The following is a 13,324-nucleotide window of genomic DNA, read 5'->3' as shown; positions in this document are numbered from 1 at the left end:
GTTCCTCGCCCTGTTCGCCCTCGCGCCGACCATCGCTTTCGCCCAGGCCGTCGTGCCGGAGTCGGCGCTCAACGGTCCGACGTTTTCGCTGCAGCCGAAGGCGGCGCAGCCCAATCGCAACGTTCTGGGCAACAGCGGCCTCCAAGGCGCGCCGACATCGATCGGTCCGCGTGTGGCGCCTGGAACGCCGGGGGCGGACATTCCAAAGCAGCCGATGAGCGAGGCGCGGGCCGCCGATCCCATCCTCAAGGCCTATGTGCAGTCGCTGCAGGAGCAGCTGCCGGCGCACGGTTATCGGCCCGGCCCGGTTTCCGGCCGGCTCGATCCGCAGACCGAGCAGGCAATTCGCACCTACCAGCGGGATGCGGGCATCACGCCCAATGCCCGCTCGACCTGGACGCTGAAACAGACGCTCGACAGCGTCACCTTCGCCCGGCCCCCGGTCCAGGCGTCCCGCCCGGGGGGTGGGAGCGGGGGAGGCCGGATCGCCTACGTGCAGCAACGGCTCGCCGCCAAGGGCTACGATGCCGGTCCGGCCGACGGCAAGCTGGGGCGCAGGACGGTGACCGCGATCAAGGACTTCCAGGGCGACCGGGGGATGCCTCGCGACGGCAGGGTCAGCCCGCAGTTGCTCGATCTGCTGGGCCGCAGCTAAATCCGGCACTGACCCGAAAGTGTCATGCGCTTTCGTTAAACTCCCCGGGATTTTAGAATTTTCCGGGGATGGACGATGGCTGAAGCGACGGCGGTATTCGACAGGCCTGACGGCGCCAAGGGGCGGCGTCTCAGCCTTGGCCTGTTCATGGCGGTCATGGCGATCGGCCTCGGCTACATCGCGGTCCATCTGACCGCCGATCTGGCGCCGGTGCAGGAAAGCTCGTCCCTGCCGTTCATCCTGCTGGGCGTGGCGCTGATGATCGCGCTCGGCTTCGAGTTCGTGAACGGTTTCCACGACACGGCCAACGCGGTCGCGACCGTGATCTACACCAATTCGATGGCACCGAACTTCGCCGTCGTCTGGTCCGGTTTCTTCAATTTCCTGGGCGTGCTGACCTCGACCGGCGCGGTCGCCTTCGGCGTCATCTCGCTGCTGCCGGTCGAACTGATCCTCCAGGTCGGCAGCCAGGCCGGTTTCGCCATGGTGTTCGCGCTGCTGATCGCGGCGATCATCTGGAACCTGGGCACCTGGTATTTCGGCCTGCCGAATTCCAGTTCGCACACGCTGATCGGCTCGATCATCGGCGTCGGCCTGATGAACCAGATCCTGGCCGGTTCCTCGGGCACGAGCGGCGTCGACTGGAGCCAGGCCGCCGGCATCGGGCGTGCGCTGCTGTTCTCGCCGCTGATCGGCTTCGTGCTGTCGGCGCTGCTGCTGCTGCTCTGCAAGGCGCTGATCAAGGCGCCGCAGCTCTATGCGGCGCCCAAGGGCAAGGAACCGCCGCCGTTCTGGATCCGCGGGCTGCTGGTCCTGACCTGTACCGGCGTCAGCTTCGCCCATGGTTCGAACGACGGGCAGAAGGGCATGGGCCTGATCATGCTGATCCTGATCGGCACCGTGCCGACCGCCTTCGCCTTGAACCGCGCGGTGACGCCGGACCAGACCCAGGTGTTCGTCGCCGTGTCGCGCCAGGCGTCCGACGCGCTGTCGCACTACGTACCGGCCGGCGCCCCGGCCTCGACCGACGCGCGTAAGGAGGTGACCGACTTCGTGCGGACGCGCGAGGCCGGTCCGGTAACCATCCCGGCGCTGCAGTCGCTGGCCGGTTCGATCGCGACCGAGGTCGGCAAGTTCAGCGACCTGTCCAACGTGCCGCAGAACCAGATCAGTAACGTCCGCAACGACATGTACCTGGCGAGCGAGGCCCTGCGCCTGATGAACAAGAGCGGCCAGCCGACGTTCGCCGGCACCGACAAGGACGTGCTCAAGACCTACAACCGCGAACTCGACAATGCGACGAAGTTCATCCCGACCTGGGTAAAGGTCGCGGTCGCCTTGGCGCTCGGTCTCGGCACCATGGTCGGCTGGAAGCGTATCGTCGTGACGGTCGGCGAGAAGATCGGCAAGGATCACCTGACCTACGCCCAGGGCGCTTCGGCCGAACTGGTGGCGATGACCACGATCGGGGCGGCCGACATGTTCGGCCTGCCGGTCAGCACGACCCACGTGCTGTCGTCGGGCGTTGCCGGCACCATGGCGGCGAACGGCTCGGGCCTGCAATGGGAGACGATCCGCAACATGATCATGGCCTGGGTGCTGACCCTGCCGGCCTCGATCATCCTGTCGGGCGGCCTGTTCTTCCTGTTCCGCCAGGTGTTTTGAAAACGCGCAGCCGACGGATGATCCATCCGTCGGCTGGCCGGCTTGCGCGATGAGGCTATTGGTCTGCCAGGGAAATTGATCTAACGCTTTCGGGACGCGCGCGCGGATCGCACTCAGGACGATCCACATCGCGGACGGACTCGAGGCCAAGAGTGATCAGTCGATTTCCTGGATCTCGTATCATGAATGGGCCCGCCCTTCGGCGAGGCCTCCGCCCCGATGTCGCCGCAGGGGCAACGCCGGATGATGATCGGCGGCTGCCAGGCATCGACGGGCTTCGCGGCATCGCCATCCTCCTGGTCCTGCTTTTCAAGTTCATGCCCATCTACGTTCCCGGCGGGTGGTTGGGCGTCGATCTGTTTTTCGTGATTTCCGGGTTCGTGATCACGCGCCTGATCCTGACCGGCGTCGCTGCCGAACGGTTTGGCTTGCGCGGCTTTTACCTGGCGCGCGCACGCCGGTTGTTCCCGGCTCTCGCCGTTATGCTGGCCGTCACCGCCATCGCCGGCCTGATCGTCATGATGCCGTCCGATCTGGTCGGCCTTGCCAAAGATATCGGTGCCGTTGCGCTGGGTGTCGGCAACATCCGCTTTTGGCAGACCGTCGATTATTGGCGAATCCAAAGCGCCTTGCCCGTCCTGCACGGATGGTCCCTGGGTGTCGAAGAGCAGTTTTACCTGATCTATCCGCTGCTTCTGGTGGGCGCGGCGAAACGGTGCTGGAACTTGCCGATGATCTTGGGCATCGGGTTGGTCGGCTCGCTGCTGCTCTTTCTCGTTTGTCTCGAACGCGCATCGACATCCGCCTTTTTTCTTCTACCGCCGCGAGCCTGGGAATTGCTGGTCGGCGCCCTCGTCGCGGTCGCGCCGTGGCGCCAGAGGCTTGCGGGCTGGCAGCGCAATCTTGCGGCCGGCGCCGGACTGATCGCCATCTCCGGCGCCGTAGCGGAAGCCGCGTCCAAGCACGCGTTCGGCGGTTATCTTGCGATCCCGGCCTGCCTCGGTGCCGCGGGTCTGATCTTGGGGGCGTCCCGGTCGCACGACGGTCCCATCGGCTGGGCGCTCTCGCTGCGGCCCGCCCAGTTCCTCGGGCGGATCTCATACTCAGTCTATCTTTGGCATCTGCCGATCCTGATCCTCTATGCGTATGGTTCCCTGCAAACACCCGGCCGCTTCGTTCGGGTCGGCCTGATCCTGCTGACGATCGCCATCGCCGCTGCCAGCTATCGCTGGATCGAAATGCCGATCCGACGGCGGCAAATGCTGGCCGTCCCGGGCCGCTTCGTCGCCGTTTTCGTGCTTTCCCTCGCCGGCCTGCTTGTGGCGCTGACCGGGGTGGTCGCCAGCGGCGGTCTGCCGCAACGCTGGCCCGAGGCGGCACGGGCTTACGCCGTGACCGAACGGGCCCGGCCGGACGGTGCGGCGTGCCTGGTTCCATCCGGGTCCGGCAGATGCCGGCCCGGCGCACCGCTCGACGTCCTGGTGTGGGGCGACTCGCACGGGCAGGGCATGCGCGTTCTGGCCGACCGACTGACGGCGGCCGGCGGCGCCATCGGCTTCGCCGGCCAAGGCGGTTGCGCACCGCTGCCCGGGGTGCGCCTGGCCTCCAAGCCGGAGTGCGCCGAAACGGCCGACGCGGTCCTGGCGTGGATCGACGGGCATCGGGTTCGCTCCGTCCTGGTGGCTGTGCGCTGGGATGCCCAATCCTATGCCGGTCCTTCGGCGACCTTCGTTGCGGTGGATGGAGCGGTTGTCCGAGGGCGCGCGGCCATGGCTCTCGGGCTGCGGTCCCTGGTCGGCCGGCTGGCGCAATCGGGCATCCAGGTGATCCTGCTGGAGCCGACGCCGGTCTTTCCCTTTCCCGTCACGCGGAAGTTGACCTATCTGGCCGCGTCCGGGCAGCCGATCGATCAGGCCGCCTTGAGCGGCGCCGAGTATGCTCGGCAGCTCTCAATATTCCACGCGATCATCGGCGACCTCGCCGACCGGGGCCGGGTCGAGATTTTGCAGACGCACGATCTCTATTGCGATGCCGCGCACTGCCCTGGCGCCCGAGATGACGCTGCGCTGTTTTGGGACGGGGATCACATGACGGCGGCAGGTTACGAGCTTCTCGCCCCGCGCCTCGTCGACCTGGTACGACGCTTCGAGGTCACGTCGCCGGATAGATCCGGACTTCCCGCGGAAGCCACCGGCACGGCTGCCCCACGATAAGGTCGCCATGGGCGGGATCGATCGCCGCGAGCTCTACCGTGATCGTTATGTTTTCATAGCCGATGGTCGCTCGCATCCGAGGGCCGATCGCAGTCAGATCGATCAACTCGCCCTCGAGGGATCGTATCCCGGGCGGTGGTACCAACTCGACATGATGGGGCCGGAACCAGGCCGTAGCAGGGCCGTCGGGCAGAGCCAATCCGCGGCAAAGATCCGTGCCTGCGACCTGGGCGACTCCGTCCGTGATCGTGCAGGCAAGCCGGTTGGCCTGGCCGAGGAAGCCATAGACGAAGGGCGAGGCGGGGGCGGCGTAGACCTCGGCCGGGGTGCCGACCTGCTCGATCTTGCCGGCACGCATCACCACGATGCGGTCGGCCAGTTCCATGGCCTCTTCCTGATCGTGGGTCACGAAGACCGAGGTCACGCCCAGGCGGCGGTGCAGTCCCTTCAGCCACAGCCGCAATTCCGTGCGAACCTTGGTATCGAGCGCGCCGAACGGCTCGTCCAGCAGCAGGATCTTGGGTTCGATGGCGAGCGCGCGGGCGAGGGCGACACGCTGGCGCTGGCCGCCCGACAGTTGCTGCGGATAGCGCTTACCCAGTCCGGGCAGATGCACGAGTTCCAGCAATTCCGCCACCCGTGCCGCGATATCGGCCTTGGCGGGTCGTTGCGCACGCGGCCGGATCGACAGGCCGAACGCGATGTTCTCCGCCACGTTCATGTGCTTGAACAGCGCGTAGTGCTGAAACACGAAGCCGACGCCGCGCTGGTTCGGCGGCAACGCCAGCGCGTCGACCTCGCCGAACCGGAGGCTGCCGGCCTCCGGCACTTCCAGCCCGGCCATGGCGCGCAGCAGCGTGGTCTTGCCGGACCCGGACGGACCCAGCAGGGCCACGAATTCGCCATCGGCGATGGTCAGGTCGACGCCTGACACCGCAGGCGTGGCGCCGTATCGGCAGACGATGCCGGAAATCTCGATCTGCATGGGGTCCTTATCGGCCGGTCGTCGAAGGTTCGTCGCTGAGGCGCCATTCGAGCAGGCTCTTCGCGGCCAAGGTTACCAGGGCCAGCAGGGCGAGCAAACCGGCGATGGTGAAGGCTGCCGGCAGATTATACTCGTTATAGAGAGTTTCGATGTGCAGCGGCATGGTGTTGGTCAGGCCCCTGATATGGCCCGACACCACCGAGACCGCGCCGAATTCGCCCATCGCCCGCGCATTGCATAACAGGACGCCGTACAGCAGGCCCCAGCGCACGTTCGGCAGGGTCACCCGCCAAAACGTCTGCCAGCCGCTGGCGCCAAGCGTCAGCGCCGCTTCCTCTTCGAGCCGCCCTTGCGCCTCCATCAGCGGGATCAGTTCGCGGGCGACGAACGGCAGGGTCACGAAGATGCTGGCCAGCACGATGCCGGGCACGGCGAACATGATCTTGATGCCATGCGCGGACAGCCAGGGGCCGAGCAATCCCTGCGCGCCGAACGCCAGCACATAGACCAGCCCGGACACGACCGGCGAAATCGACAGCGGCAGGTCGATCAGCGTGATCAGCAGGCTACGCCCCGTGAAGCGGAACTTGGCGATCGCCCAGGAGGCGGCGAGCCCGAAGACGAGATTGAGCGGCACGGCAATGCAGGCGACCAGCAAGGTGAGCCGGATGGCCGATTGCGCATCCGGTTCCCGAAGCGCCGCGATCGGCGCATCCAGCCCGTCGCCGAACGCGCGCACGAACACCAGCACCATCGGCGCCACCAGGAAGACCAGCAGCAGTAGGAAGGCGAGGGCGATCAGGCCCCAGCGGGCGTAGGCGGGTCTAGGGGCCAAGGCGACGCTGGCTCCAGGTCTGCAGCGCGTTGATCGTCAGCATGATCGCGAAGGAGGCGAGCAGCATCAGCGAGCCCAGCACCGCGGCGCCGCCGACGTCGAACTGTTCGAGCTTGACCACGATCAGCAGGGGCACGATCTCGGACAGGCCGGGCTGGTTGCCGGCGATAAAGATGACCGAGCCGTACTCGCCGATACCGCGGCCGAAGGCGAGGGTGAAGCCCGTCAGCAGCGCCGGCCACAGCGGCGGCAGGATGACCCGGCGGAAGATCTGCCAGGACGAGGCGCCGAGCGTTGCCGCGGCCTCTTCGACGTCGCGGTCGAGGTCGACCAGCACCGGTTCGACCGCGCGCACGACGAAGGGCAGGCCCACGAAGGCGAGCGCCACGCCGATGCCGAGCGGGGTGAACGCGACAGGGATGCCAAGTGCCGCGAGCGGCGCGCCGAACCATCCGGTCTCGGCATAGAGCTCGGTCAGCGCGATGCCGGCGACCGCGGTCGGCAGCGCGATCGGCAGGTCGACCAGCGCATCGAGCAGCCGTCGGCCCCAGAAACGATAGCGCACCAACACCCAGGCGACGAGCAGGCCCAGCCCCATGTCGATGAGCGCGGCCAGGAACGCGATGCCGAAGCTTGCCCGGAAGGCGGCCTGGACGCGGGACGAGATGATCTGGGCGACGAACCCGTCGAGGCCGACGCCGGCGGCCCGCAGCACGAGCGCCATCAGCGGCAGCAGCACGACCAGGGATAAGTAGAAGACCGTGAAGCCGAGCGTTCCCGGCAAACCGGGCAGGACGCGGCGGGATCGCCGCCGGGGCGCCGCGCCGAAGCTCGTCACGGGAAAGGTGGCGGACGAACCGCCCCCGTCAGCACTCATCGCTTGCCCTGCATTCCCGCCCGGGCGGGGATGACGATGGGGATGATCTCTTGCCTGGATATCGTCGTCGTCGCCGGGCAAGCGACAACCCAGGGCAACATATCGATCTTGCCATCAGGCATCATTGCCCAGGCTTGTAGATCTGGTCGAACGTCCCGCCGTCAGCGAAATGCTTCGCCTGTGCCGCCTTCCAGCCGCCGAAGTCATGGTCGATCGTCACCAGGTCGATTTTAGGGAAGCGATCGGCATATTTGGCGGCGACCTCCGCGAGGCGCGGACGGAAGTAATGCTTGGCCGCCAGATCCTGTCCCTCCGGCGAGTAGAGGAATTTGAGATAGGCCTCGGCCAACTTGCGGTTCCCGTGCTTGTCGACGTTGGTGTCGACCAATGCCACCGTCGGTTCCGCCAGGATGCTGATCGACGGCACCACGATCTCCAGGTTCTCGCGGCTCATTTCCTTGCTGGCAAGGAATGCCTCGTTCTCCCAGGCGATCAGCACGTCGCCCTGGTGGCGCTGGGCGAAGGTGATGGTCGAACCGCGCGCTCCGGTATCGAGCACCGGGACGTGCTTGAACAGGTCGGCGACATAGGCCCGCGCCTTGGCCTCGTCGCCATTGCCGGTCTTCAGCCCATAGGCCCAGGCAGCGAGGTAGTTCCAGCGCGCGCCCCCCGAGGTCTTGGGGTTGGGCGTGATAACCGAGACGCCCGGCTTGGTCAGGTCGCTCCAGTCGTGGATGCCCTTGGGATTGCCCTTGCGGACCAGGAACACGATGGTCGAGGTATAGGGCGCGCTGTTGTCCGGCAATCGGGTCTGCCAGTCGGCCGGCAGCAACTTGGCCTTTTCGGCGATGGCATCGATGTCGTAGGCGAGCGCCAGAGTCACCACGTCGGCTTCCAGCCCGTCGATCACCGCACGCGCCTGGGCACCGGAGCCACCATGCGAGGTCTGAAAGGCCACCTGCTCGCCGGACTGCTTCTGCCATTCGGGGCCGAACACCTTGCCGACCTCGGCATAGAATTCCCGTGTCGGGTCATAGCTGACGTTGAGCAGAGTGGTTTCGCCCCGTGCCTGGGCGGTCAGGGCCGAGAGTGCCAGCAAGGTCGCGCCGAGCAGGCCGAGGGCGGTCAGGTGAAGCTTCATGGCTGGAGTCCTCCGGGCCTTCGGTTACGCGCGCTCGAGCGCCTGGGCGAGATCGGCCAGGATGTCATCGATATGCTCGATCCCGACGGCCAGGCGGACATAACCCTCGGTGACGCCCGTCTTCAGGCGATCCTCCGGCGACAGCTGCCCATGGGTGGTCGAGGCCGGATGGATCGCCAGGCTGCGCACATCGCCGATGTTGGCGACATGATAGAACAACTCCAGGCTGTCGATGAAGCGTCTTCCCGCTTCGCTGCCGCCAGCCAGCTCGAAGCCGACGAGCGCGCCCAGTCCGCCCTTCAGGTAGGTGTCGGCCCGGCGCTTGTCCTCGCCGGTCGCGAAGCCGGGATAGATCACCTTGGTGATCTTGGGGTGTTCCGCCAGATAGTCTGCGACCGAGCGGGCATTGGCGACGTGCGCCTTGATCCGCAATGGCAGGGTTTCCAGCCCCTGGATGAACTGGAAGGCGTTGAACGGGCTGAGCGCCGCGCCGATGTCGCGCAGCAGGGTGACGCGCGCCTTCAAGATATAGGCGACGGGGCCGAGCGGCTTCGCGGCTTCGGTCCAGACCGCACCGTGATAGCTCGGATCCGGCGTGTTCAGGCTGGGGAAGCGTTCGGGATGGGCCGCCCAGTCGAAATTGCCGCCGTCGATGATGATGCCGCCGATCGAGGTGCCGTGGCCGCCGATGTATTTCGTGGTCGAATGGACCACGATCGCGGCGCCGTGATCGAATGGGCGGGCCAGGATCGGCGCCGCCGTATTGTCGACGATCAGCGGCACGCCGATCTTGCGGCCGAGTGCTGCGACCTCGCCGATCGGGAAGACGCGCAGGCTGGGGTTCGGCAGGGTCTCGGCGAACCAGGCCCGGGTCTTGGCGTCCGTCGCCCGGACGAACGCCTCCGGATCGGCCGGGTCGACGAAGCGCGCCTCGATGCCCAGCGTCTTGAACGTGTTGGCGAACAGGTTCCAGGTCCCGCCATAGAGGTCGGTTGAGGTCACGAAATTATCGCCGGCATGGGCGAGGTTCTGGATCGCGATGAAGGCTGCGGCCTGGCCCGAGCCGACCGCCAACGCCGCGACACCCCCCTCGAGCGCCGCCAACCGCTCTTCGAGCACGGCGGTCGTCGGGTTCATGATGCGCGTGTAGATGTTGCCCAGTTCTTCGAGCGCGAACAGGCGGCTGGCCTGCGCCGTATCGTCAAACTGGAACGAAGTGGTCTGGTAGATCGGCACCGCGACCGCGTGGGTCGCAAGATCGCGCCGATAGCCGGCATGGAGCGCCAGGGTTTCGGGATTTTTCCAGTTCGGCATTGTTGAATTCCCTCGTGCTGACATGATGGTCGGGCTTTCCATCCGAACCTGCTAAGGTCTTGAGGGAAAACGCCGCAGCTATCCGAGGCGGGAAACGCCACGCTTAGCCGTACTTATAAAGCGCCCGCAAGCTCAAGCTCAAATCGGCGCTGACGGCTCTACGATAAGGGGCGGCCGGCTGCTGTCAAATGCATTTTCCGATATGGTCGTGTGTAATTTATTTCGACCCACACTTGAAATGTGGATCCTGCCGCGTTCAGCGGGGCTTGCGTCGGAAACCGTCCGCGACTAGGGTGCGGGTTCTCGTGGAATTTGGGCCGGCCGGCTTGCGACCACGTAAAAAATCGCTAAAAGGTCGGAAAGCCGCGGCAGCGCGGCGCTTCCACCAAGGCCGGTCGCGATGGCAACGGGAGTATCCCCGCGGTGGAAGAATTCGACTTCGAAACCCAACTGGTCCGTGGCGGCCTGACGCGCTCGTCCTTCGGCGAGACGTCCGAGGCGATCTATCTGACGTCGGGTTTCGTCTATGAGTCGGCCGAGGCGGCGGAAGCGCGCTTCAAGGGCGAAGAGCCCGGCTACATCTATTCGCGCTACGGCAATCCGACCGTCCATATGTTCGAGCAACGCCTGGCCGGCCTCGACGGGGCCGAGATGGCCTATGCCACGGCGAGCGGCATGGCGGCGGTGTTCAACGGCCTGCTGGCCTGCGTCAAGGCCGGCGACCATGTGCTGGCGAGCCGCGTGCTGTTTGGATCCTGCTTCTATATCATCGCCAACCTGCTGCCGCGCTATGGCGTCGAGACCAGCTTCGTCGACAGCGCCGATCCGGCCGATTGGGCGAGCGCGATGCGCCCGAACACCAAGGTCGTGTTCCTGGAAACCCCGGCCAACCCCACCCTGGCGCTTCTCGACCTGCAGGCGATTGCCGACGTCGCCCATGCCGGCGGCGCCCGGCTGCTGGTCGACAATGCGTTGGCCAGCCCGATCGTGCAGAGGCCGTTCAGTCTGGGTGCGGACATCGTGGTCTATTCGGCGACCAAGCACATCGATGGCCAGGGCCGCTGCATGGGCGGCGCCATCCTGGCCGACAAGGCGTTCCTGGAGACCGAATTCCAGCCGTTCCTGCGCCATACCGGCCCGTCCTTGAGCCCGTTCAACGCCTGGGTCCTGGTCAAGGGTCTGGAGACCCTGGCCCTGCGTGTCGAGCGCCAGAGCGAGACCGCGCTGAAGCTCGCCCATCGGATCGAAGCCCATGGCGGCGCCAAGCGCACGCTCTATCCGTTCCTCGAAAGCCATCCGCAGCATGCGCTGGCGCGGCGCCAGATGACGACCGGCGGCACGCTCGTTTCGCTCGATCTCGGCTCCAAGGCCGCGGCCTTCGCCTTCCTGAACGCGCTCGAGATCATCGACATCTCGAACAATCTCGGCGATGCGAAGTCGCTGGCGACCCATCCGGCGACCACGACCCACCGCGCCTTGCCCGAGGCCGACCGGCGCGCCATCGGCATCGGCGAAGGCCTGGTTCGCGTCTCGATCGGGCTGGAAAGCGAAGCCGCCCTCGGCCGCGATCTCGACCGCGCCCTCGATGCGGCACGGGCGGCGTCGTGATTTCGTTCGCTATGGTCTCTACCCGTCATCCCCGGGCTCGACCCGGGGATCCACGCCTCGCCGCCTGAGTGATACTTGACGGATGAGTTCACGCCCTATCCGCGTGGATGGCCGGGTCAAGCCCGGCCATGACGGAAGAAGGAAATTTTCAAACGATTCCCTAGGAGAACCACGATGGAACTTGGATATGCCGGCGACGTCTCGCCGACCGAAGCCTGGCAGAAGCTGGCGACCGACCCCCATGCCGTCCTGGTCGACGTGCGCACACAGCCCGAATGGTCATATGTCGGCTTGCCCGACCTGGGTTCGCTCGGCAAGCCGATCCACAAGCTGGCCTGGCAGGTCTTCCCGGAGATGCAGGTCAATGCCGGCTTCCTGGACGGCATCAGGGCGGCCGGCATCGGTCCGGCGCAACCGATCCTGCTGCTGTGCCGCTCGGGCGTGCGCAGTGCCGCCGCGGCCAAGCTGCTGACCCAGCACGGCTTCGCCGCGTGCTACAACATCCGCGACGGTTTCGAGGGGCCGGGTGATGCCGACAAGCATCGTGGCCGGGTCGCCGGGTGGAAGGTCGAGGGCCTGCCGTGGGTCCAGGGCTGACGGGAAGGATCGCAAAAGCATGAAATCACGGGTCACCTGGGTCGAGAACCGGATGTTCGTCGGCGAGTCCGGCAGCGGCCATTCCGTCGTGATGGATGGCGCGCCCGAAGCGGGCGGCCGCAATGCCGGCATCCGGCCGATGGAGATGCTGCTGATCGGCCTCGCCGGCTGCACCGCGTTCGACGTGATCCTGATCCTGGAACGCAGCCGCGAGCAGGTGACGAACTGCGTCGTCGAAGTCGAGGCCGAGCGCGCGGAGACCGACCCGAAGGTCTTCACGCGGGTCCATCTCGTCTACAAGATCGTCGGCCGCAGCCTGAAACTGGACAAGGTCGAGCGGGCGGTGGCGCTCTCGGCCGAGAAATACTGCTCGGCCTCGATCATGTTCGGCAAGACCGCGACCATGAGCCACGAGATCCAACTCAGCGAGGGTTAATGGGGAGCAGCTGAAGCTGGAGGATACCAACCTCAGCTTTGCCCGCCTCGCGGCCGGAACGGCGTTCCGGCAGACTATCCTTTTCTAGAATCCAGCGTCTGCCACAGGCACAGTGCTGGCGTGATGGCCAGTTCCATGACCAGGCCGAACAGCATCGACAGGTCGGGTAGGCCGACCGTCTCCAGCGAGACGGCGCGGCCGAGGCCGCCGATGAAGACGAGGCCGGTCAGCAGGCGGAAGCGACCGGACCGGCGCTCGATGCCCGGAATGCACGACCAGAATCCGAGGCCGATCGCCAGCAGCAGGCCGGACAGGTAGCGGTAGTGGCTGTCGAGCGGCACGCTCGCCGTCGCTGCGACCATTGCGGGGCCGAGCAGGATGCCGGCCAGGCCGGCGCCGACCGGCACCAAGCCGCCGACCGCGACCGCGGTCTGGAGCCAGCGCCTAGGAGGCATCCGGCAACGCGCGATACTCGTCCTCGAGCATCGCCATGACGATCAGGTCGTGGAACCCGTCCGGCTTCTGCGCCGCATCGCGCAGCCGACCCTCCTCGACGAAGCCCAGGCCCAGATACAGGTTGCGCGCCCGGTCGTTCTCGGCGAACACGTCCAGCCACAGCCGATGGGCGCCCAGGTCGATGAAGGCGTGGCGCAGCGCGAGGCGCATCAGCGTCTTGCCGTAACCCTGGCCCGGTTCATCGACCGCGATGCGCATCAGGTTGATCGCCCGGTCGGTCGACAGCACCTCCTGGAAGATCGCGAAGCCGACCGTCTCGTCCCCGACCTCGGCGACGAGATAGGCATAGTTCCGGTTTTCCAGCGCAGCCGCGTGGCGTTCGTGCCGCCAGGGGCGGATGAATTGGCTGATCGAACCCCGCGACTCGATGCTGATGATCGTTTCGATGTCGCTGGCGAGGGCAGGGCGCAAAACGAGATCCGCAGTCAAGGAAGGCTCCGGCTGAGTTTCGGGAAGCGGAGAATAGGGCGGTCTCGTCCGAT

General features: G+C 66.3%; 13 protein-coding genes and 1 riboswitch. Of the genes, 6 read left to right on the top strand and 7 right to left on the bottom strand.

Features of this window, described 5'->3' with window-relative positions; translation table 11 throughout:
• From VGV37_RS02875 to VGV37_RS02865, 3 genes are all read left to right on the top strand, one after another.
• The coding region (locus VGV37_RS02875; protein ID WP_326878102.1) for a peptidoglycan-binding domain-containing protein at nucleotides 1-655 on the top strand (655 nt) is incomplete at its 5' end.
• A gap of 75 nt (nucleotides 656-730) precedes the next feature.
• Nucleotides 731-2,320 (top strand): inorganic phosphate transporter, encoded by a 1,590-nt coding sequence (locus VGV37_RS02870; protein WP_326878101.1) that lies wholly within the window; start codon nucleotides 731-733, stop codon nucleotides 2,318-2,320.
• 182 nt (nucleotides 2,321-2,502) lie between these two features.
• On the top strand, nucleotides 2,503-4,533 hold the full coding sequence (locus tag VGV37_RS02865; protein WP_326878100.1) for an acyltransferase family protein: 2,031 nt from the start codon (nucleotides 2,503-2,505) through the stop codon (nucleotides 4,531-4,533).
• Here VGV37_RS02865 and VGV37_RS02860 read toward each other — a convergent pair.
• The 5 genes from VGV37_RS02860 to VGV37_RS02840 form a co-directional block, all read right to left on the bottom strand.
• Nucleotides 4,472-5,518: a sulfate/molybdate ABC transporter ATP-binding protein gene (locus VGV37_RS02860; RefSeq protein WP_326878099.1), complete on the bottom strand. Its 1,047-nt coding sequence runs from the start codon at nucleotides 5,516-5,518 to the stop codon at nucleotides 4,472-4,474. The genes VGV37_RS02865 and VGV37_RS02860 overlap by 62 nt on opposite strands.
• 7 nt (nucleotides 5,519-5,525) lie before the next feature.
• A complete protein-coding gene (cysW, locus tag VGV37_RS02855) occupies nucleotides 5,526-6,353 on the bottom strand; it encodes a sulfate ABC transporter permease subunit CysW (RefSeq protein WP_326878098.1) in 828 nt (275 codons plus the stop codon).
• Nucleotides 6,343-7,230, bottom strand: coding sequence for a sulfate ABC transporter permease subunit CysT (gene cysT / locus VGV37_RS02850; protein WP_326878097.1), 888 nt, complete (start codon nucleotides 7,228-7,230; stop codon nucleotides 6,343-6,345). The genes cysW and cysT overlap by 11 nt, the downstream gene beginning before the upstream one ends.
• Before the next feature lie 121 nt (nucleotides 7,231-7,351).
• Nucleotides 7,352-8,371, bottom strand: coding sequence for a sulfate ABC transporter substrate-binding protein (locus tag VGV37_RS02845; protein ID WP_326878096.1), 1,020 nt, complete (start codon nucleotides 8,369-8,371; stop codon nucleotides 7,352-7,354).
• Between the two features lie 24 nt (nucleotides 8,372-8,395).
• A complete protein-coding gene (locus VGV37_RS02840; RefSeq protein ID WP_326878095.1) occupies nucleotides 8,396-9,685 on the bottom strand; it encodes an O-acetylhomoserine aminocarboxypropyltransferase/cysteine synthase family protein in 1,290 nt (429 codons plus the stop codon).
• 295 nt (nucleotides 9,686-9,980) lie between these two features.
• Nucleotides 9,981-10,056, top strand: a riboswitch (SAM riboswitch).
• Nucleotides 10,057-10,108: 52 nt separating this feature from the next.
• On the opposite strand from VGV37_RS02840, the gene metZ reads away from it, so the two are divergent.
• From metZ to VGV37_RS02825, 3 genes are all read left to right on the top strand, one after another.
• Nucleotides 10,109-11,293, top strand: coding sequence for an O-succinylhomoserine sulfhydrylase (metZ, locus tag VGV37_RS02835; protein WP_326878094.1), 1,185 nt, complete (start codon nucleotides 10,109-10,111; stop codon nucleotides 11,291-11,293).
• A gap of 174 nt (nucleotides 11,294-11,467) precedes the next feature.
• The gene (locus tag VGV37_RS02830) at nucleotides 11,468-11,890 is read left to right on the top strand and encodes a rhodanese-like domain-containing protein (RefSeq protein WP_326878093.1); all 423 of its coding nucleotides are present in this window, start codon (nucleotides 11,468-11,470) and stop codon (nucleotides 11,888-11,890) included.
• 19 nt (nucleotides 11,891-11,909) lie between these two features.
• Nucleotides 11,910-12,326: an OsmC family protein gene (locus tag VGV37_RS02825; protein ID WP_326878092.1), complete on the top strand. Its 417-nt coding sequence runs from the start codon at nucleotides 11,910-11,912 to the stop codon at nucleotides 12,324-12,326.
• Between the two features lie 74 nt (nucleotides 12,327-12,400).
• Here VGV37_RS02825 and VGV37_RS02820 read toward each other — a convergent pair whose 3' ends face one another.
• A complete protein-coding gene (locus VGV37_RS02820) occupies nucleotides 12,401-12,781 on the bottom strand; it encodes a DUF4345 domain-containing protein (RefSeq protein ID WP_326878091.1) in 381 nt (126 codons plus the stop codon).
• Entirely contained in the window at nucleotides 12,771-13,271 is a 501-nt protein-coding gene (locus tag VGV37_RS02815) for a GNAT family N-acetyltransferase (protein ID WP_326878090.1), read from the bottom strand. Before VGV37_RS02815 ends, VGV37_RS02820 begins: the two co-directional genes overlap by 11 nt.
• Nucleotides 13,272-13,324: the final 53 nt, after the last annotated feature.

It is taken from the genome of Aliidongia sp., assembly GCF_035943795.1.
Lineage (GTDB): Bacteria > Pseudomonadota > Alphaproteobacteria > ATCC43930 > CGMCC-115725 > Aliidongia.
Note: the sequence above shows the minus strand (reverse complement) of the source record. Positions and strands in the feature narration are given on the sequence as shown.

What these genes read in the sequence shown, in the direction of transcription:
- VGV37_RS02825 (WP_326878092.1), top strand. Translation starts at nt 11,910, where the DNA reads ATGAAATCACGGGTCACCTGGGTCGAGAACCGGATGTTCGTCGGCGAG.
- cysT (WP_326878097.1), bottom strand. Translation starts at nt 7,230, where the DNA reads ATGAGTGCTGACGGGGGCGGTTCGTCCGCCACCTTTCCCGTGACGAGC.
- VGV37_RS02820 (WP_326878091.1), bottom strand. Translation starts at nt 12,781, where the DNA reads ATGCCTCCTAGGCGCTGGCTCCAGACCGCGGTCGCGGTCGGCGGCTTG.
- VGV37_RS02865 (WP_326878100.1), top strand. Translation starts at nt 2,503, where the DNA reads ATGAATGGGCCCGCCCTTCGGCGAGGCCTCCGCCCCGATGTCGCCGCA.
- VGV37_RS02860 (WP_326878099.1), bottom strand. Translation starts at nt 5,518, where the DNA reads ATGCAGATCGAGATTTCCGGCATCGTCTGCCGATACGGCGCCACGCCT.
- VGV37_RS02830 (WP_326878093.1), top strand. Translation starts at nt 11,468, where the DNA reads ATGGAACTTGGATATGCCGGCGACGTCTCGCCGACCGAAGCCTGGCAG.
- VGV37_RS02840 (WP_326878095.1), bottom strand. Translation starts at nt 9,685, where the DNA reads ATGCCGAACTGGAAAAATCCCGAAACCCTGGCGCTCCATGCCGGCTAT.
- VGV37_RS02845 (WP_326878096.1), bottom strand. Translation starts at nt 8,371, where the DNA reads ATGAAGCTTCACCTGACCGCCCTCGGCCTGCTCGGCGCGACCTTGCTG.
- VGV37_RS02870 (WP_326878101.1), top strand. Translation starts at nt 731, where the DNA reads ATGGCTGAAGCGACGGCGGTATTCGACAGGCCTGACGGCGCCAAGGGG.